We start from the raw sequence: 18,461 nt of genomic DNA on the forward strand, positions 1-18,461 counted from the left end.
TTCTTTCGCCGCAATGTCGATCGGCCCGCTTCCCGGGCGACGTGTTCAGTGAGAGGCTCGAATGGCGAGCCTCCGAGCTGAAGGAGAACACCATGCAGTACATGCTCATCATGCGGTCGAACGACGAAGCGCTGGCGGCCTCCCAGGAGATCCCCTTCGAGCAGATCATCGAGGCGATGGGGAAGTACAACGAGTCGCTGGTCCAGGCCGGCGTCCTGGTGGCCGGCGAAGGTCTCAGCGATGCCACCGAGGGCTTCGTCGTGGACTTCACCGCGGAGCCGCCGCTGGTCACCGATGGTCCCTACGGCGAGACCAAGGAACTGTTCAACGGCTTCTGGATCCTCGAGGTGGCGTCCAGGGAAGAGGCCGCCGAATGGGCCAAGCGGTGCCCCCTGGGCCCCGGCAGCAAGCTCGAGGTCCGGCGGATCCACAGTACGGAGGACTTCCCGGCCGACAACGAATGGATCAAGAAGGAAGAGGGCTGGCGCGAGGAGGCCGCCCGCCGCGCCACCACGGCCGAGCGGGCCTGACCGGCGATGACCGAGGGCACGGCCGGCCGGGGGCAGGACGCCACCCGGCGGGCCGTCGCCGCGGTGTGGCGGATCGACGCGGCCCGCGTCGTGGCCACCCTCGCCCGCTACACCGGCGACTTCGGCCTGGCCGAGGACCTCGCCCAGGAGGCCCTCGCCCAGGCCCTGGAACGCTGGCCCGACCAGGGGATACCGCGCAATCCGGCCGCCTGGCTCACCCATGTGGCCAAGCGCCGCGCCGCCGACCATTGGCGTCGCCAGGATCGACAGGCCGCCGGGACCGCCGCGCTGGCCCACGACCTCGAACTCAACCGGTTCGAGGAGAACCAGCCGCCCTGGGATCCCGACGAGATCAGCGATGACGTGCTGCGGCTGCTGTTCACCGCCTGCCACCCGGTGCTGTCCGAACCGGCCCGGGTCGCGCTCACCCTGCGGGTGGTCGCCGGGCTCGGGACCGAGGAACTGGCCCGGCTGTTCCTGGTCCCGGTCAGCACGGTGCAGCAGCGCATCGTGCGCGCGAAACAGACCCTGGCCGAGGCCGGCGTCCCGTTCGAGACTCCGCCGCGGGCCGAGCGGGGACGACGGCTGGCCTCCGTGCTCGGGGTGATCTACCTGATCTTCACCGAGGGACACACCGCGACCGCCGGGACCGACTGGATGCGGCCCGAACTCAGCCGGGAGGCGATCCGGCTGGGGCGCCAGCTGGTCGCGCTGCAACCCGACGAGCCCGAGACCCACGGGCTGCTGGCCCTGATGGAACTCACCGCAGCCCGCTTCCCGGCCCGGGTGGACGCCACCGGAGCGCCGATCCTGCTGGCCGATCAGGATCGACGCCGCTGGGACCGGGGAGCGATCCGGCGCGGGCGGGCGTCGCTGCAGCGGGCCCAGGATTGCGGTCGCGGACTGGGGCCGTACGCCCTGCAGGCCGCGATCGCCGAATGCCACGCGATCGCCCCCGACGTGGCCCACACCGACTGGCGCCGCATCGTCACGGCGTACGAGGCCCTGGAACTGATCGCGCCCTCCCCGGTGATCACGCTCAACCGGGCCGTCGCGGTGGCGGAGGCGTCCGGGCCGCAGGAGGCGCTGGCGATCGTCGACGGGCTGGCCGGGCACGGGCCGGCCGGGCACGGGCCGGCCGGGCGCAAGGGGGGCCTGGCCACCTCCTACCTGCTGCCCTCGGTACGCGGCGAACTACTGGCCCGGCTGGGGCGTACCGACGAGGCCCGGGCGGAGTTCATCGAGGCAGCCCGCCGGGCGCACAATGCCCGGGAACGCGACGTCCTGCTGGCGAAGGCCGCCCGGGGCGGCAGTCCGGATCGGGGAGCGCAGTAGCGCCCGAGGTCAGGGCCGCTCCTGGGGCGAGCCGAACATGATCTCGTCCCAACTGGGCACCTGGGCTCGCTTCCGGGTGGACTTGCGGGCCGGCTTCGGCGCCTGGTCCCCGGTCAGCGTCTCCTGTTCGCCCTCGGGCTCCTTCGGCTTGCGGGTACGCCGCGGTCGGGGTTTGGGCGTGGCATCGGCGTCATCGGTGGACTCCGCGGGGTGGATCGCGACATTGGTGTGCTCGACGTCGTCCTCGGACACCTCGTCGGCGGGCGGCGAATCCGGGGTGACGGGATCCTCGGTCCTGCGGGTGGGGGAGGTGCGCGGGGCCGGCCGCGCGGAGCGAGCGGCTCGGCGCCGGGCGGCCCGACTCGGCGCCGGCGCCTCGGCGGCCCCCGACGCCGGTTCCGGGGCCGACGCCGGTTCCGGGGCCGACGCCGGTTCCGGGGCCGACGCCTGCTCCGGTGCCGACGGCTGCTCCGGAGCAGACGTCCGCTCCGGGCCAGGCTTCGGCGTACGTTCCGATTCCCGCGCCCGGTCGGATTCCCGCGCCCGCTCGACCCGCTCGACCCGCTCGGCCGGTTCCCGGTCCGGTCCGGGCTCGGGCGCACCATCGTCGGTCGGCAGATCATCGGCGACCGGCGGGGTGCCGTCATCGGTGCCGAGTCCGGCGTACACGTTCACCGAGTCCTCGGCGATCCCGCCGAGCATGTCGTAGAGGACGTCGAGTTCATTGCGGCCGGCCGGAACCACGTCGTACTGATCGAGTTCGGCTTCGACCTGGAAGCGGATCACCTCGGGATCGGTGTATTCCCAATCTGGATCGGCATCGGCCGGGGTGGTGGCGTGCTCCGCGGAGCCGTACTGCCCCGGCTCGTCGCGGTCCGCCTCGGCCCGGGCCCGGTCCCGGGCGCGGCGCTTGTGGACCGGAACGGTGTCCTCGACCACGTCGCCGCCCACGGCATGCACCAGGGCGAGGTCATCGACCACATCTCCGGGACGGGCGGAATCGCCGATCAGCCAGGACCCCTCGTCGTCGTCGGCGACACTGAAGTTGCCCTGCATGTCGAAGATGAAGGTGGCCCGGCGCTGGTCGCCCTCGGGCGGCTGGTAGGTCGCGACCAGGGTCCAGCGGCGGTCCGGTCGGCGCCAGGCGTCCCAGTCGAGGGAGTCCAGGTCCAGGCCGTGCGGCGCCAATTGTTCGGTGATGGCCTGGTTCAGGCGGCGATGGGTCGCGGTTTCGCCGCGCCGGCGTACGCTGGCACGCAGCGCCTGACCGACCGCGTGGGCGCGTTCGGCCATGATCGGGGCAACGAAGCCACCGATGCGCTCAACCGGCACCCCGGCAGCCTCGGCCACGGACTCCACCGACTCGCCCATCCGCAGGCGGTCCTGGATCTCTCGTGGTCTCAGCGCACTATCCATCCGTCATCCCTACCGGTCCATCGTTGTTCCCCACCCGGTGCAGCCGGTCGCCCGGCCTTGCGCCAAGGGTGAACCAGATCTCACACGTTACCGACATCACCAAACTAGCGTGAGGTTCGCGGAATGGATCGCAAGGGCCGGTGTGATTTGGGAAAATGGTCGGCACGGGCCGGTTCGGATCGGCCCCGGGAAGGGAAGCGATGAGCTACGACGCGATCGTCCTGGTCTCCTTCGGCGGTCCGGAACGGGCGGAGGACGTGCTGCCCTTCCTGCGCCGGGTGACCGCCGGACGGCCCATTCCCGAGGATCGACTGACCGCGGTGGCCGAGCACTACTACGCCCGCGGCGGACGCAGCCCCCTGCCCGACCAGTGCCGCGACCTGCGCGACGCCCTGGCCGCCGAGCTGCGGCGCCGGGGCCACGACATCGAGGTGTTCTGGGGCAACCGGAACTGGCATCCGCTGCTGACCGACCTGATCCCCGAACTCGCCGCGGACGGCCACCGGCGGCTGCTGATGCTGACCACCAGTGCCTACCCCTCCTACTCCGGATGCCGGCAGTATCGGGAGAACATGGCCGCCGCCGCGGCGGGCACCGAGGTGGAGATCGATCGGATCGACCACTACGCCCTCGACCGGGGCTTCGTCCAGCCCAACTTCGAGGCGGTGCATGAGGCCTGGACCGGGCTCGGTGCCGATTCGGGCAATCGGCGGCTGGTCTTCGTCACCCATTCGATCCCCGAGGCGATGGCCGACGCGTCCGGCGGGCCGGGGCGCCGGGCGTACGTGGACTGGCATCGGCAGGTTGCCGACCGGATCGTCCGGGCGCTGGAGGAGCGCACCGGCCGTCCGGTGGTCTGGGAACTGGCGTACTGCTCCCGGTCGGGACCGCCGCAGCAGCCCTGGCTGGGACCCGACATCAACGACCTGCTGACCCTGCTGGCCGAGGAACGCGTCGAGGAAGTCGTGCTCTCCCCGATCGGATTCACCTCCGATCACATGGAGGTCGTCTGGGACCTCGATACCGAGGCCGCCGCGGCCGCCGCCGCCGTCGGGATCCGCCTGGTCCGGGCGGGGACCGCCGGCACCCACCCGGTCTTCGTGTCCGGGCTGGTCGACCGGATCGAGGCCCGCATCGCCGGGGAAGCCGCCGGGGAACCCGGCCCCCGCTGCGCGGCGAACTGTTGCCCCAATCCGTACCGGCCCGCCACCCCCGCGGTCGCCGAGCGGCCCGCGGACTGACTGACGCCCCGGACGGTTCTTTCCGGGCTGGGTCGTGTCCCTATTTCGAGGGACCCGGCATCCAATTTTTCAGTGCTAGCATGGGGATTTGTCCCTGTGTGATATGCATACGCCAGACTTCGGGAGTTAGCTCCCGGCCCGGTCCGCAACCCCGCCGGGGCGGACCGGTTCAGGCTTGCAGCGACTGGCCCACAGGAGAAAGAACAAATATGGCGACAGATTACGATGCCCCCCGCAAGACGGAGGAGGAGATCAAGGAAGACTCCATCGAGGAGTTGAAGACTCGTCGCAACGACCAGAACTCCGGTCGGGTCGACGAGGACGAGGTCGAGGCCGCGGAATCCTTCGAGCTGCCCGGCGCCGACCTCTCCCACGAGGAACTGACCGTCCGGGTGCTGCCGCGGCAGTCCGACGAGTTCACCTGCGCCGGCTGCTTTCTGGTACGCCATCGCAGCCAGCTCGCCGAGACCCGCAACGGTCAGGAGTACTGCTTCGACTGCGCGGGCTGACCCGCGCAGCCGGCGCGCACTGGGTAACAGCACAGGCACTCGGCAACAGCACAGGGCCTCGCCGTCGGCGAGGCCCTGTGCTGCGTTCGGGACCGAACCGGTTCCGGCCCGGCGGTGCGTGGAATCAGAAGCTGATGTTCACCTTGTTCGGCTTGTGGTCCGACCCGAGGTTGGCCTGCCAGCGCCGGACCGCGAAGCGGTTGGTCAGCAACTGCACGACGCCGACGCCGACACCCCAGGCCATCGCCCAGGTGAGTGCCTTGACCAGCGGGGTATCGGGATCGCCCGGCTCCGGCGGCTCCTCACCGGTCACCAATTCCCAGCCCTTGGTGATGGCCTTCTGCGCCACGATCGTGGTGACCGTACCGATCAGGGTGGTGTAGATCTTCCACAGCAGTCCCTTCGAGGGTTCCATGCTGCCTCCTGTCATGACCCACGCGGGGCATCGTCTCTGGTCGAACGCCGCTCAGTCTAATGGTGCGCGGTAGGTTGGAGGCAGGTACGCCGACGGCCGCGTCGCCGGGTACCGCGAACGAGCAGACAGGACATGATGAGCGAGACGACACCGGTTCCGCCGGGGCGTACGCAGGCCCGGGCGTGGTATGCCGAGCGGCTGCGACTGCCGTGGGTCTGGACGGCGATGATCGTGGTGATGGCCCTCTCCATCGGGATCGCCTCGGGCTTCTATCTGGGCTGGCAATTCGGCGTGGGTGCCGCGGTCGTGACCATGGTGGCGGCCGCGCTGGTCCTGGTTCCGTACCTGGACCGACCCGTCACCGTGGACAGCGAGGGTCTCACCGTCGGGCGCAGCCGGTTGGAATATGCGTGGATCGCCGAGGTCACCGCGCTGGATGCCGAGGAGAGCGCTGCGGTCCTGGGGCCGCGCTCGGATCCACGGGATTTCCTGGTGACCCGGCCCTGGCTGAAGCGCCTGGTCGTGGTCACCCTGAACGATCCTGCCGACCCGCATCCGCACTGGGTGATCGGCACCCTGCATCCCGAACCGCTGGCCGCCGCCATCCGGCGCGGCCTGGCGCAGTGACCGGGAAGATTTCGTCAACCGCGGACGTTTCCCCAGCGATCACCGGGTTGGTCAGAAGGCACCCCCACGGGGCAGACTGAGGGCGTAACCGTCGTGTGGCTCAGCCTGAGCCGGCCGGGTGAGTGAGGAAGTGGGAGCAGATGATCTTTGGTCGCAAGAAGAAGGCAGCCAAGTCCGCGGAGGAGACCTCGGACGAACGCGACCTGACCGAGGATGAGACCACCCGCGAGGAGGACTCCGACGACGTCGACGACGAGCCCACCGACCTGGCGGACGACGCCGACGATGAAGACGACACCCTCGAAGACGACGACGATGACGACACCCTCGACGACGACGACGACGAAGACGACGAGGACGAGGACGAGGACGAGGACAGCGAGGAAGACGACGAGTTCGCCGGCCTGACCGCCGAGCAGCGCAAGTGGGCCGAGTTCGACCGCTCCGCCGACTGGCGGGCGGAAGGCCCCTTCGACATCGACGAAGTCGACCTCGAGGACGATGACATCCAGCGCATCGATTTCGGCTCGATGATCATCACCCCGATGCCGGAGTGCGAGATCCGGCTGCAGATGCACGAGGCGTCCCAGCAGATCGTCTCCGCCCTGCTCATCGCCAAGGATTCCGCGCTGGAACTGGCCGCCTTCGCCGCGCCCAGCACTCCCGGTATGTGGGCGGAGGTACGCCAGGAGATCATCGAGGCGACCCAGGAATCCGGCGGCTTCACCGACCTGGTGGAGGGCCCCTTCGGTACCGAACTGATCCGCAATCAACCGGTCCAGACACCGGAGGGCCAGACCGCGATCCAGGCCTCCCGCACCTGGGTGGCCGAAGGACCCCGATGGCTGCTGCGCGGCGTATTGTTCGGAGAGGCGGCACTCGCCCAGGGCTACGACGATGACGTGGTCGGGCCGCTCTACGACGTGTTCTGCGACACGATCGTGCGGCGTGGCGACAGCCCGAAACCGATGGGGGACGTCCTGGCCCTCACGATTCCGGACGAACTGCAGCAGAATGCTGCCGAGGCCGACGCGTAGCGCCGGCCGCCCAACCAGGCGAACACACCAGCAAGGCAGGAGACATGGGATTCGTCAGTTCACTCCGGCGGTTGTGGTCCAGCGACGCCGAACTCGAGCGTGAGGACCAGCAGCGCGACGTCCGGGAGTGTGGTGCCACTCCGGTGGACGACTGCACCGATCGAGAGGTCGTCCGACTGCGTGGGCGGATCGAACGGGTGACCCTGCCGGCCACCGATCACTCCCGATCCTATGAGGTCGACTTCAGTGACGGTTCGGGCACGGTGCACCTGACCTGGATGGGGCGCGACCACATTCCGGGCGTGGTGGTGGGGGCCACCCTGATCGTCGAGGGCCGGATCAGCTGTCAGGGCCAGCAGCGCCAGATGTACAACCCGAAATACCAGCTGCTGCACGTCCCCGAGCAGATCCACTGACCCCCCTGCCCGGGGCGGCGGCTCAGGGCGTGGTCCGCGCCCGGACCTCGGCCCCGTCCCGGGACAGCAACTGGGCCAGATCCTGCTCGTCGGCGGGGGCGGTGACGAAGATGACCTCGTCGCCGGCCTCGAAGGACCCCTCCGGATCGGGACGAAAAGCCCGGCCGTCGCGGATCAGCGCAACCAGCGCCGAGTCGGCCGGCAGGGCGACCGCACCGATCCGCATCCCGACCACCGGGGAGTCGGCCGCCAGGGTCATCTCGACCAGGTTGGTCTGACCGTCCTTGAACCGGAACAGCCGGACCAGATTGCCGACCGTCACCGCCTCCTCGACCAGGGCGGCCATCATCCGCGGGGTCGACACGGAGACATCGACCCCCCAGACGTCGTCGAACATCCATTCGTTGCCCGGGTGATTCACCCGACCCACCGTGCGCGGTACGCCGAACTCGGTCTTGGCCAGCAGCGAATGCACCAGGTTGACCTTGTCGTCCCCGGTGGCCGCGATCGAGACGTCGCACTGATCGAGATTGGCCCGCTCCAGGGAGTCCAGCTCACAGGCGTCGGCGAGCAGCCACTCCGCGTCGGGTACCGAGTCGTACTTCATCGCCTTGGAATCCTTCTCGATCAACAGCACTTCATGGCCGTGGTCGAGGAGCTCCCGGGCGATCGAGCGTCCGACATTGCCGGCTCCGACAATTGCGATCCGCATGGGTATTGCCTTCCTGATGGGGTGCCTGGGTGGCCGGTCAGTGCCGGGCCGGGGGAGCGGCGAAGATCGCCTCGACCTCGCTGATCCGGTCCAGTTCGACCGCGGCGTACGCCAGATCGCCGTCCTGGAACAGAGTCTCGGGGCTGGGCACGATGCCCGTGCCGACCCGCAACAGGAACGGGATCGGCGTCCGGGCCGCCTCCTGGAGCCGGCGGATCGGCTGACCGACCCAGCCCTGATGCACCCAGACCTCGATCAGCCGCGCGTTGCCCGAGGGGTCGCGCCACACCGGCTCCGAGCCTTCCGGCAGCAACCGACGCAGCACCTTGTCGGCGGCCCAGCGTACGGTCGCCACGGTCGGGATCCCCAGCCGTTCGTACACCTGCGCCCGGCCCGGGTCATAGATCCGGGCGACCACATTGTCCACACCGAAGGACTCGCGCACCACCCGGGCGGCGAGGATGTTGGAGTTGTCGCCGCTGGAGACCGCGGCGAACCCGTCGGCGGACTCGATCCCGGCACGGCTGAGGACGCCGCGGTCGAAGCCGACACCCTTGACGGTCTGACCATGAAAGTCAGGGCCCAGCCGGCGGAAGGCATCGGTGTCGATGTCGATGACGGCCACCGAATGTCCACGCTTTTCGAGGCTGCGGGCCAGTCGGGAACCCACGCGGCCACAGCCCATGATGACGATGTGCACGGGTTCATCCTGCCATGGACTGTTGGGTGATTCGCCAACCCACGGGCCGGGCGTACATTGTGCGGGTGAGTGTTACCACAGGGTTGCGACGCCTGGTCCTGGGCCGCCGTCTCGCCAGTGACCAGTTGCAGGAGACTCTCCTCCCCAAGCGCATTGCGCTTCCCATTTTCGGCTCCGACGCGCTCAGCTCGGTGGCCTACGCCCCCGACGAGATCCTGCTGACGCTCTCCCTGGCCGGAATGGCCGGGTTCGCGTTCTCCTGGGAGATCGGGGTGCTGGTCGCGGTGGTGATGACGATCGTGGTGCTGTCCTACCGGCAGACCGTGCACGCCTACCCCTCCGGCGGCGGCGCGTACGAGGTGGCCACGGTCAACCTGGGCCCGAATGCGGGCCTCACGGTGGCCAGTGCCCTGCTGGTCGACTACGTCCTGACCGTGGCGGTGTCGGTGTCCTCGGGGGTGCAGAACGCCAAATCGGCGCTGCCGTGGCTGACCGGACGCGAGGGGCTGGTCGCGATGGTGGTGATCATCATCCTGATGGCCCTCAATATTCGCGGGGTGCGCGAGTCGGGCACCCTGTTCGCCTTCCCGACCTATGCGTTCATCATCGGCGTGATCGTGATGATCGCGTGGGGGCTGATCCAGATCGAGGTCCTGGGCCGGCCCCTGCAGGCCGACTCGGCGCAGTACCAGGTGGTCGGCGATCCGCGCTACGACCCGTTCGTCGGGATCGCCATGGTGGCCCTGCTGGCCCGGGCGTTCTCCTCCGGTTCGGCGGCACTGACCGGCGTCGAGGCGATCTCCAACGGCGTCCCCGCCTTCCGCAAGCCCAAGTCCCGCAACGCGGCCACCACCCTGGCCATGCTCGGCGGGGTGTCGATCACGATGCTGCTGGGCATCATCGCGCTGGCCAACCTCACCGGGGTGCGGATGATCGAAGACGGCGCCTCCTACTTCACCAAGGACGGACAGCCGGTCCAGGTGGTGGAGCGCACCGTCATCGGCCAGCTCGCCGAGACCGTGTTCGCCGACTTCCGGCCGGGCTTCTACTTCGTGGTGATCGTGACGATGGTGGTGCTGTTCCTGGCCGCCAATACCGCCTTCAGCGGGTTCCCGGTGCTCGGGTCGATCCTGGGCCGCGACGGGTTCCTGCCGCGCCAGTTGCACACCCGCGGGGACCGGCTCGCGTACTCCAACGGCATCATCATGCTGGCCGTCGCCGCGATCGTGCTGGTGCTGATCTTCAACGCCGATGTGACCAAGCTGATCCAGCTGTACGTGGTCGGGGTGTTCGTCTCCTTCACCCTCAGTCAGACCGGCATGATCCGGCACTGGACCCGGCATCTGAAGAACGAGACCGACCCGACCAAACGTCCGGCGATGCAACGCTCCCGGATCATCAACGGCATCGGCGTGGTGTGCACCGCCGCGGTGCTGATCATTGTGCTGATCTCCAAGTTCACCCACGGCGCGTGGGCGGCGCTGCTGGCGATGGCCATCCTGTTCGGCGTGATGAAGCTGATCAAGCTGCACTACGTCACCGTGGCCCGGGAGACCGCGTGGCGCCCCGGCGACGATCGGGTGCTGCCCAGCCGGGTGCACGCGGTGGTGGTGGTCTCCAAGGTCACCCATCCGGTGGTCCAGGCGATCATGTACGCCAAGGCGAGCCGGCCCTCCACCCTGGAGGCGATCACCGTGGAGGTGGATGCCGAGGAGACCCAGAAACTCTTGCTGCACTGGAAGTCGGCCGACCTCGGTCTGCCGTTGCGGGTGATCGCCTCCCCGTACCGCGAAGTGACCGGACCGATCGTGAAATACGTGACCACGATCCAGCGCAGCAGCCCCCGCGACGTGGTCTGTGTCTACATTCCCGAGATCGTGGTCGGGCACTGGTGGGAGCAACCCCTGCACAACCAGACCGGCCTGCTGCTGCGGACCCGGCTGCACTTCGCCAAGGGCGTAATGGTCACCTCGGTGCCGTACCTGCTGAGGTCGGCCAGCGTCGCCAAGGACCGGATCGCGCGGGAGAATCCGTTGGCCTTCCGCGGGATCGGCACCACCCAGATGCAATCGGATTCCCAGGGCGATCCGACGACCGTGATCCCGCCGAGCCCGAAGGGGAACAATGGTTGATTCGGGAGCGGGGGTTGACTCGGGAACGACCCTCGGGGCCACCGCGACGACGCCCGCGGTCGGTGAGATCGTCGGTCCGCTCCCGGTCGGCCCGATCGCCCACGGCGGCCACTGTGTGGCCCGGTACCAGGCCCGGGTGGTCTTCGTCCGGCACGCCCTGCCCGGGGAAGAGGTCCTGGTCCGGATCACCGACACCTCCCATGCCCGGTACTGGCTGGGCGACGCGGTGGAGATCCGTACGCCCGCCCCGGAACGGATCCCGTCGGCCTGCCCGGTCGCCGGCCCCGGCGGCTGTGGTGGCTGCGATTTCGCCCACGTCGATCCGGCCTTCCAGCGCGAGCTCAAGCGTCGGGTGGTGGCCGAGCAGCTGCAGCGGCTGGCCGGGATCGAATGGTCCGGGGAGGTCGCCGAGGTGGCCCCGACCGATCACTGGCGGACCCGGATGCGGTACCGGGTCAGCGGCGGCGAACTGGGGCAACTGGCCCATCACAGCCACACCGTGATCCCGCTGCCGCAGGTCGGGTGCCGGATCGCGGCCGGCCCCGCCCCGAGTGCTGCCGAACTCGGGGTCGCCGACCTCGCCGACCTGGCCCCCGACATCGAGGTGCGACAGATCGAGGCGGCCTCGGGCCGCGTGGTGCACACCGGTGCGCCGGCCGTCGACACGGTCACCGAGACCGCGGCCGGAATCGACTTCGAGGTGCCCACCGACGGGTTCTGGCAGATCCATCCCCGCTCCGCGGACACCCTGGTCGCCGCGGTCCTGGCCGGACTCGACCCGCGGGCCGGCGAGCGCGGCTTCGACCTGTACTGCGGGGTGGGCCTGTTCGCCGGGGCGCTGGCCGCCCGTGGGGTCACCATGTGGGGCGTGGAGTCGGACAAGGATGCGGTGTCCTGCGCCCGGCGCAATGTCCGGGCCGCCCGGTTCACCAGCGGCCGGGTCGACCGGGTGCTGTCGAAGCTGCCGCACCGCACCGACCTGGTCGTCCTCGATCCGCCGCGCAGCGGTGCCGGGAAACAGGTGATCCAGCAGGTCGCCGCCCGCACGCCGCGGGCGATCGCGTACGTCGCCTGTGATCCGGCCGCGCTGGCCCGGGACCTGGCGTACGCCGCCGCGGCCGGCTACCAGCCCGACTCGATCACCGCGTACGACCTGTTCGGCTGGACCCATCATGTGGAGTGCGTCGCAATCCTGCACCCCGCCTGACCCGGTGCCGACCGGGGCGAGAAGATGGAGGCGGTCCGTCAGCCGTTCGAACGGGAGCTTCCATGAGTTCGCCCGCCCGCCCCACGCACCTTCCCGTCCGGATCGGCGTCCTCACCAGTGGGGGCGACGCCCCGGGCATGAACGCCGCGGTCCGCGCGGTGGTCCGGGCCGGGCTGCGGCTGGGGGCGCAGATGTTCCTGATCCACGAGGGCTATCAGGGCCTGGTCGACGGGGGAGACGGGATCACCCCCGCGGACTGGGATTCGGTCGGCAGCATCCTGCACCGCGGCGGCACCATCATCGGGACCTACCGCTCCAAGGACTTCCGCACCCGGCCCGGACAACTGAAGGCGGCCACCAACCTGCTGCGGCACGGGATCGACCGCCTGGTGGTGATCGGCGGAGACGGCTCGCTGACCGGCGCGAACGCTTTCCGGGAGGCGTGGCCGGACCTGCTGGCCGAGGTACGCGAGGCCGGCGAGGTCGATCCCGAGCTGATCGACCGCCATCCCGACCTGATCATCGCCGGGCTGGTCGGCTCGATCGACAACGACCTGGTCGGCACCGACCAGACCATCGGGGCCGACTCCGCCCTGCACCGGATCGTCGACGCCCTCGATGACATCTCCTCCACCGCGGCCTCCCACCAGCGCAGCTTCGTGGTCGAGGTGATGGGCCGCCACTGCGGCTACCTGGCGCTGATGTCGGCGATCGCCGGGACCTGTGACTTCTCGCTGATCCCCGAGCAGCCGCCGCCGGACGGCTGGGAGGAACGGATGTGCGCCGAACTGCGCCGTGGTCGCGCGGCCGGGCGGCGGGAATCGATGGTGATCGTCGCCGAGGGAGCGACCGACCGGGCCGGGAACCCGATCACCGCCGAGTACGTGAAGGATCAGATCGCCGAGCGGCTGGGGGAGGACACCCGGGTCACCATCCTCGGCCACGTGCAGCGCGGCGGGTCGCCCTCGGCGTACGACCGCTGGATGAGTACCTGGCTGGGCTATGTCGCGGTGAAGACGGTGTTCGAGGCGGCCCCCGGAACGCCCTCGGTGGTGATCGGCAACCGCGGTAACACGATCATCGAGATCCCGCTGATGGAAGCAGTCGCCGCGACCCGGCAGGTGCCGGCGCTGATCGACCAGGGCGACTACGACCGCGCCGTCGAACTGCGCGGCAGCAGCTTCGCGCACATGCACCGGATCTTCCGGGCCATGTCGGAACCACCCCGGGTCCGGGCCGACGCCGACGCCAAACGGATCGCGATCGTGCACGCCGGCGGCCTGGCACCGGGGATGAACACCGCCGCCCACGCCGCGGTCCGGCTCGGGATCGAGGAGGGGTTCCAGATGGTCGGGGCCGTCGGCGGGTTCCCCGGCCTGGCGGACGGAAACGTACGCCCGCTCGACTGGGGTGACGTCGAGGGGTGGGCCGGACTCGGCGGGGCCGAACTCGGCACCCGGCGCCGGGTACCCGAGATCGAGCACCTGTACGCCATCGGCCGGGTGCTGGAGAACGAACGGATCGACGGGCTGCTGGTGATCGGCGGCTGGAACGCGTACCTGGCCGCAAATCTGCTGTGGCGCGAACGGGACCGATACCCGGCATTCCGGATCCCGATGGTGTGCGTGCCCGCCTCGATCGACAACAACCTGCCCGGCAGCGAACTGTCGATCGGCTCGGACACCGCGCTGAACGAGATCAGTGACGCGCTGGACCGGATCAAGCAGTCCGCCAGCGCCTCCCGGCGCTGCTTCGTGGTGGAGACGATGGGGCGCCACTGTGGCTACCTGACCCTGATGGGTGGGCTGGCCGGCGGCGCCGAACGGGTCTACCTGCACGAGGACGGGGTCACCCTGGCCGACCTGGGCCGCGACGTCGAGTTGCTCAATCACGGCTTCGCCCACGGGCGGCGGCTGTTCCTGGCGATCCGCAACGAGGAGGCCAACCCGCTCTACACCACCGACTTCATGGCCCGGGTGTTCGAGGAGGAGGGCGGGGACCTGTTCGACGTACGCCAGGCGATCCTCGGGCACCTGCAGCAGGGCGGCAATCCGAGCCCGTCCGACCGGTTGCTGGCCACCCAGTTGGTCGATTTCGGGATCGATACGCTCAAGGCCCAGCTCGAGGCCGGCGGGGACGCCGCCTGCTCGGTCGGTACGCTGGCCGGACAGCTCGTCGCGACGCCGATGGAGCGGATGTTCGACGACGCCGACACGGTGTTCCGGCGGCCGCGGCGGCAATGGTGGCTCGAGCTGCGGGCCGTGCTGCAGGCGGTCGCCGAGGAACCGCGCTGACCCGCTGCGCGGCGCGGTCGGGCGCGCTTCTCGCCAACGCCGCAGGCCGAAACCTGAGTCGGGCGGCGATGATACGTTGGCGTCAAGACTTGGCGAGGATGCCCTCGCCGATCGGTTCGTACGACACAACGGTCTGGGAGTTGATTCGATGAGTGTCAACAGTTTTGGTGCCAAGTCCACCCTCGAGGTGGCCGGCAAGAACTATGAGATCTTCAAGCTGGATGCGGTAGAGGGCTCCGACAGCCTCCCGTACAGCCTCAAGGTGCTGCTGGAGAACCTGCTGCGCAACGAGGACGGCGCGAACATCACCGCCGACCAGATCCGGGCGCTCGGCAACTGGGACCAGAACGCCCAGCCCAGCCAGGAGATCCAGTTCACCCCCGCCCGGGTGGTCATGCAGGACTTCACCGGCGTGCCCTGTGTCGTCGACCTGGCCACCATGCGCGAGGCGATCATGGACGTCGGCGGCGACGCCGACCAGGTCAACCCGCTCTCCCCGGCCGAAATGGTGATCGACCACTCCGTCATCATCGAGGCCTTCGGCACCCCGCAGGCCTTCGAGCAGAACGTCGAGATCGAGTACGAGCGCAACAAGGAGCGCTACCAGTTCCTGCGCTGGGGCCAGACCGCCTTCGACGACTTCAAGGTCGTGCCGCCGGACACCGGCATCGTGCACCAGGTCAACATCGAGAAGCTGGCCCGGGTCATCTTCCCGCGCGAGGTCAACGGCGTCCTGCAGGCGTACCCCGACACCTGCGTCGGCACCGACTCCCACACCACCATGGTCAACGGCCTCGGTGTGGTCGGCTGGGGCGTGGGCGGCATCGAGGCCGAGGCCGCGATGCTCGGCCAGCCGGTCTCCATGCTGATCCCGCGCGTGGTCGGCTTCAAGCTGCACGGCTCCCTCCCCGACGGCGTCACCGCGACCGACCTGGTGCTGACCATCACCCAGATGCTGCGTGAGCACAAGGTCGTCGGCAAGTTCGTCGAGTTCTACGGCCCGGGTGTGTCCACCGTCCCGCTGGCCAACCGCGCCACCATCGGCAACATGAGCCCCGAGTACGGCTCCACCATCGCGGTCTTCCCGATCGATGACAAGACCACCGAGTACCTGCGGCTCACCGGGCGTTCGGAGGAGCAGATCGCCCTGGTCGAGACGTACGCGAAGGCCCAGGGCCTGTGGCACGACGACACCAAGGAAGCGAAGTACTCCGAGTACCTCGAGCTGGACCTGGCCACCGTCGTCCCGTCGATCTCGGGCCCGAAGCGTCCCCAGGACCGGGTGCTGCTGTCGGAGTCGAAGGCCAGCTTCCAGGCCACCGCGGCGCAGGCCCCGTACAACGCCGACCTGAACCGGACCGTTCCGGTCACCCTGGCCTCCGGCGAGAGCTTCGAGATCGGTGACGGATCGGTCACCGTGGCCTCGATCACCTCCTGCACCAACACCTCCAACCCGAGCGTGATGATGGCGGCCGGCCTGCTGGCCAAGAAGGCGGTGGAGAAGGGCCTGTCCCGCAAGCCGTGGGTGAAGACCACCATGGCCCCGGGCTCGAAGGTCGTCACCGACTACTACGAGAAGGCCGGGCTGTGGCCGTACCTGGACAAGCTGGGCTACAACCTGACCGGCTACGGCTGCGCCACCTGTATCGGCAACACCGGCCCGCTCATCCCCGAGGTCTCCAAGGCGGTCAACGACAACGATCTCGCGGTCACCGCGGTCCTGTCGGGCAACCGTAACTTCGAGGGCCGGATCAGCCCCGACGTGAAGATGAACTACCTCGCGTCCCCGCCGCTGGTCGTGGTGTACGCCCTGGCGGGCACCATGAACATCGACCTGGCCAACGAGCCGATCGGTCAGGACGACCAGGGCAACGACGTCTTCATGGCCGACATCTGGCCGAGCACCGAAGAGGTCCAGGCCGCGATCGACGCCTCGATCAACTCCGAGATGTTCACCAATGCCTACCAGGACGTCTTCGCCGGCGATGACCGCTGGCAGGCCCTGCCCACCCCGGAGGGCAAGACCTTCGAGTGGGCCGCGGACTCGACCTACATCCGCAAGCCGCCGTACTTCGAGAACATGCCGGCCACCCCGGCGCCGGTCACCGACATCTCCGGTGCCCGGGTGCTGCTGAAGCTGGGCGACTCGGTCACCACCGACCACATCTCCCCGGCCGGCAACATCAAGGCCGACACCCCCGCGGGTCAGTACCTGACCGCGCACGGCGTCGCGCCGAAGGACTTCAACTCCTACGGCTCGCGCCGGGGCAACCACGAAGTCATGATGCGCGGCACCTTCGCCAACATCCGGCTGCGCAACCAGATCGCCCCGGGCACCGAGGGTGGCTACACCCGCGACTTCACCCAGGAGGGTGGCCCGGTCGGGTTCATCTACGACGCCTCGGTGAACTACCAGGCCGCCGGCACCCCGCTGGTCGTCCTGGGCGGCAAGGAGTACGGCTCCGGCTCCTCGCGTGACTGGGCGGCCAAGGGCTCGGCGCTGCTGGGCATCAAGGCCGTCATCTGCGAGAGCTTCGAGCGGATCCACCGTTCGAACCTGATCGGCATGGGGGTCCTCCCGCTGCAGTTCCCCGAGGGCGAATCGCACGAGTCGCTCGGCCTGACCGGTGAGGAAGTCTTCGACATCACCGGGATCACCGAACTGAACAACGGCGTCACCCCGAAGACGATGAAGGTCACCGCGACCCGGCCCGACGGCTCCACCGTCGAGTTCGACGCCACGGTCCGCATCGACACCCCCGGAGAGCGGGACTACTACCTCAACGGTGGCATCCTGCAGTACGTGCTGCGGGGCATGGCCAAGGCCTGATCCAGCCACTGATTGCGCCGACGGCGTCCGGTTTCGGCCGGGCGCCGTCGGCGTTTTCGCGTCGGGGTCGGGCCGCGATGGGCTGGTCAGGCCGCGACGGCCTGGGCGGGCGTAGGGGGCAGCGCGTCCTTGCGACCGAACACGCGCTCGAGCGCGAGGGCGCCCGGGCCGGTGAAGACCAGGAGCAGGAACGCCCAGGCGTACAGCGCGGCCGGCTCGCCGTTGTTCTGCAACGGCAGCACCCCGTCGGGCTGATGGCTGACGAAGTACGCGTAGGCCATCGACCCGGACGCGATGAGCGCGGCCAGGCGGGTGAACAGCCCGGCCGCCACCAGCAGGCCGCACACCAGTTGGATCAGTGCGGCGTACCAGTAGGGCCAGATTCCGAAGGGGACGGTTCCGCCGTTCGTGCCGTGTGCTCCGCCGAGGATGCCGAACAGCGAGGCGGCGCCGTGGCAGGCGAAGAGCAGGCCGACAACGACCCGGAACGCAGCGACCGCGCCGGGTTGCGTCCGATGGAGGAGGGAGTGGAGGGACCGCAGTGACATCGATGTCCTAACGTCGAAGTAAGGTGAGGCTTACCTTAGCTATGCCGGCTTGGTGCGTCCAGTTTGGGGTCGTTCCATCGAGGGTGGAGGGCTGCGCCCGACGCCTCGGCCGCCCGGGTGCACCTACGTTTCGGGATCCGGTCGATGGAGCGAAGGAAGGTAGCGGGCGGCGAAGGCCCGTGGGCTCGCTGCCCGGGGTCGGTCTTCGCTGCATGTGAGTGTCCTTCGCTGCCCGGACGCTCCGGGACGCTGGAGGGAGGTCAGCCTTCGCTCCCTGGGTGCCGCCGGACGCTCCGGGACGCTGGAGGGAGGTCAGCCTTCGCTCCCTGGGTGCCGCCGGACGCTGGGCGGAGGTTATCCCTCGCTGCGTGGGCACTCCGGGGTGCTGCAGGGAGGTCATCCCTCGGTGCTTGGGCACGCCGGGGCGCTGGCCGGGTTCATCCCTCGCAGATGGGGGGATTCGCGCAAGTCCCGACACTTCGGCCGCCGCGGTGCGCCTGCGTTTCGGGGTC

At 69.3% G+C, this 18,461-nt stretch carries 16 protein-coding genes; 11 read left to right on the forward strand and 5 right to left on the reverse strand.

What is annotated here, in order from left to right:
* Positions 1 to 92 precede the first annotated feature (92 nt).
* Positions 93 to 530, forward strand: a complete 438-nt coding sequence (locus G531_RS0108250) for a YciI family protein (protein ID WP_026926883.1) — start codon at positions 93 to 95, stop codon at positions 528 to 530.
* 6 nt (positions 531 to 536) lie between these two features.
* Positions 537 to 1,865, forward strand: a complete 1,329-nt coding sequence (locus G531_RS0108255) for an RNA polymerase sigma factor (protein ID WP_026926884.1) — start codon at positions 537 to 539, stop codon at positions 1,863 to 1,865.
* Between the two features lie 9 nt (positions 1,866 to 1,874).
* On the opposite strand, the gene sepH is transcribed toward G531_RS0108255, so the two are convergent.
* Complete coding sequence (gene sepH, locus G531_RS0108260) at positions 1,875 to 3,281, reverse strand: septation protein SepH (RefSeq protein WP_081683954.1); 1,407 nt, start codon at positions 3,279 to 3,281, stop codon at positions 1,875 to 1,877.
* Positions 3,282 to 3,481: 200 nt separating this feature from the next.
* Between sepH and G531_RS21370 the strand changes: the two genes are divergently transcribed.
* Both G531_RS21370 and G531_RS0108270 read left to right on the forward strand, forming a co-directional pair.
* Positions 3,482 to 4,522 carry a ferrochelatase gene (locus tag G531_RS21370; RefSeq protein WP_035758333.1) on the forward strand — a complete coding sequence of 347 codons (1,041 nt, stop codon included), beginning with the start codon at positions 3,482 to 3,484 and terminating at the stop codon, positions 4,520 to 4,522.
* Between the two features lie 209 nt (positions 4,523 to 4,731).
* Positions 4,732 to 5,031, forward strand: a complete 300-nt coding sequence (locus G531_RS0108270) for a DUF4193 domain-containing protein (RefSeq protein ID WP_026926886.1) — start codon at positions 4,732 to 4,734, stop codon at positions 5,029 to 5,031.
* 124 nt (positions 5,032 to 5,155) lie between these two features.
* Here G531_RS0108270 and G531_RS0108275 read toward each other — a convergent pair whose 3' ends face one another.
* Positions 5,156 to 5,446 (reverse strand): DUF4235 domain-containing protein, encoded by a 291-nt coding sequence (locus G531_RS0108275; RefSeq protein ID WP_026926887.1) that lies wholly within the window; start codon positions 5,444 to 5,446, stop codon positions 5,156 to 5,158.
* 135 nt (positions 5,447 to 5,581) lie between these two features.
* Between G531_RS0108275 and G531_RS24485 the strand changes: the two genes are divergently transcribed.
* The 3 genes from G531_RS24485 (at position 5,582) to G531_RS21390 (ending at position 7,526) form a co-directional block, all read left to right on the forward strand.
* The gene (locus tag G531_RS24485) at positions 5,582 to 6,073 is read left to right on the forward strand and encodes a DUF3093 domain-containing protein (RefSeq protein WP_162143159.1); all 492 of its coding nucleotides are present in this window, start codon (positions 5,582 to 5,584) and stop codon (positions 6,071 to 6,073) included.
* 140 nt (positions 6,074 to 6,213) lie between these two features.
* Positions 6,214 to 7,110: a DUF3710 domain-containing protein gene (locus G531_RS21385; protein WP_026926888.1), complete on the forward strand. Its 897-nt coding sequence runs from the start codon at positions 6,214 to 6,216 to the stop codon at positions 7,108 to 7,110.
* A gap of 44 nt (positions 7,111 to 7,154) precedes the next feature.
* Positions 7,155 to 7,526 carry an OB-fold nucleic acid binding domain-containing protein gene (locus tag G531_RS21390; protein ID WP_035758336.1) on the forward strand — a complete coding sequence of 124 codons (372 nt, stop codon included), beginning with the start codon at positions 7,155 to 7,157 and terminating at the stop codon, positions 7,524 to 7,526.
* A 22-nt stretch (positions 7,527 to 7,548) separates the two neighbouring features.
* On the opposite strand, the gene G531_RS0108295 is transcribed toward G531_RS21390, so the two are convergent.
* Complete coding sequence (locus G531_RS0108295; RefSeq protein ID WP_026926889.1) at positions 7,549 to 8,238, reverse strand: potassium channel family protein; 690 nt, start codon at positions 8,236 to 8,238, stop codon at positions 7,549 to 7,551.
* Between the two features lie 37 nt (positions 8,239 to 8,275).
* On the reverse strand, positions 8,276 to 8,923 hold the full coding sequence (locus G531_RS0108300; protein WP_051215252.1) for a potassium channel family protein: 648 nt from the start codon (positions 8,921 to 8,923) through the stop codon (positions 8,276 to 8,278).
* 80 nt (positions 8,924 to 9,003) lie between these two features.
* On the opposite strand from G531_RS0108300, the gene G531_RS21395 reads away from it, so the two are divergent.
* From G531_RS21395 to acnA, 4 genes are all read left to right on the forward strand, one after another.
* Complete coding sequence (locus G531_RS21395) at positions 9,004 to 11,070, forward strand: APC family permease (protein WP_051215253.1); 2,067 nt, start codon at positions 9,004 to 9,006, stop codon at positions 11,068 to 11,070.
* Positions 11,063 to 12,277: a class I SAM-dependent RNA methyltransferase gene (locus G531_RS0108310; protein ID WP_081683956.1), complete on the forward strand. Its 1,215-nt coding sequence runs from the start codon at positions 11,063 to 11,065 to the stop codon at positions 12,275 to 12,277. The genes G531_RS21395 and G531_RS0108310 overlap by 8 nt, the downstream gene beginning before the upstream one ends.
* Positions 12,278 to 12,339: 62 nt before the next feature.
* The gene (locus G531_RS0108315) at positions 12,340 to 14,571 is read left to right on the forward strand and encodes a 6-phosphofructokinase (RefSeq protein WP_026926892.1); all 2,232 of its coding nucleotides are present in this window, start codon (positions 12,340 to 12,342) and stop codon (positions 14,569 to 14,571) included.
* Between the two features lie 148 nt (positions 14,572 to 14,719).
* Positions 14,720 to 17,401, forward strand: coding sequence for an aconitate hydratase AcnA (gene acnA / locus G531_RS0108320; RefSeq protein WP_026926893.1), 2,682 nt, complete (start codon positions 14,720 to 14,722; stop codon positions 17,399 to 17,401).
* Positions 17,402 to 17,487: 86 nt separating this feature from the next.
* Here acnA and G531_RS21400 read toward each other — a convergent pair whose 3' ends face one another.
* Complete coding sequence (locus G531_RS21400) at positions 17,488 to 17,949, reverse strand: DoxX family protein (RefSeq protein ID WP_051215248.1); 462 nt, start codon at positions 17,947 to 17,949, stop codon at positions 17,488 to 17,490.
* Between the last annotated feature and the right edge of the window lie 512 nt (positions 17,950 to 18,461).

This window comes from Granulicoccus phenolivorans DSM 17626 = NBRC 107789 = JCM 15570 (assembly GCF_000423085.1).
Classification (GTDB): Bacteria; Actinomycetota; Actinomycetes; order Propionibacteriales; family Propionibacteriaceae; genus Granulicoccus; species Granulicoccus phenolivorans.

Excerpts from the sequence above, each read along its gene's own strand:
- G531_RS0108315 (WP_026926892.1), top strand. The coding sequence starts at position 12,340 with ATGAGTTCGCCCGCCCGCCCCACGCACCTTCCCGTCCGGATCGGCGTC.
- G531_RS24485 (WP_162143159.1), top strand. The coding sequence starts at position 5,582 with ATGAGCGAGACGACACCGGTTCCGCCGGGGCGTACGCAGGCCCGGGCG.
- G531_RS21390 (WP_035758336.1), top strand. The coding sequence starts at position 7,155 with ATGGGATTCGTCAGTTCACTCCGGCGGTTGTGGTCCAGCGACGCCGAA.
- G531_RS21370 (WP_035758333.1), top strand. The coding sequence starts at position 3,482 with ATGAGCTACGACGCGATCGTCCTGGTCTCCTTCGGCGGTCCGGAACGG.
- G531_RS0108255 (WP_026926884.1), top strand. The coding sequence starts at position 537 with ATGACCGAGGGCACGGCCGGCCGGGGGCAGGACGCCACCCGGCGGGCC.
- G531_RS21400 (WP_051215248.1), bottom strand. The coding sequence starts at position 17,949 with ATGTCACTGCGGTCCCTCCACTCCCTCCTCCATCGGACGCAACCCGGC.
- G531_RS0108250 (WP_026926883.1), top strand. The coding sequence starts at position 93 with ATGCAGTACATGCTCATCATGCGGTCGAACGACGAAGCGCTGGCGGCC.
- G531_RS0108310 (WP_081683956.1), top strand. The coding sequence starts at position 11,063 with ATGGTTGATTCGGGAGCGGGGGTTGACTCGGGAACGACCCTCGGGGCC.
- G531_RS0108300 (WP_051215252.1), bottom strand. The coding sequence starts at position 8,923 with ATGGGCTGTGGCCGCGTGGGTTCCCGACTGGCCCGCAGCCTCGAAAAG.
- G531_RS21385 (WP_026926888.1), top strand. The coding sequence starts at position 6,214 with ATGATCTTTGGTCGCAAGAAGAAGGCAGCCAAGTCCGCGGAGGAGACC.
- acnA (WP_026926893.1), top strand. The coding sequence starts at position 14,720 with ATGAGTGTCAACAGTTTTGGTGCCAAGTCCACCCTCGAGGTGGCCGGC.
- G531_RS0108295 (WP_026926889.1), bottom strand. The coding sequence starts at position 8,238 with ATGCGGATCGCAATTGTCGGAGCCGGCAATGTCGGACGCTCGATCGCC.
- G531_RS0108275 (WP_026926887.1), bottom strand. The coding sequence starts at position 5,446 with ATGGAACCCTCGAAGGGACTGCTGTGGAAGATCTACACCACCCTGATC.
- sepH (WP_081683954.1), bottom strand. The coding sequence starts at position 3,281 with ATGGATAGTGCGCTGAGACCACGAGAGATCCAGGACCGCCTGCGGATG.
- G531_RS0108270 (WP_026926886.1), top strand. The coding sequence starts at position 4,732 with ATGGCGACAGATTACGATGCCCCCCGCAAGACGGAGGAGGAGATCAAG.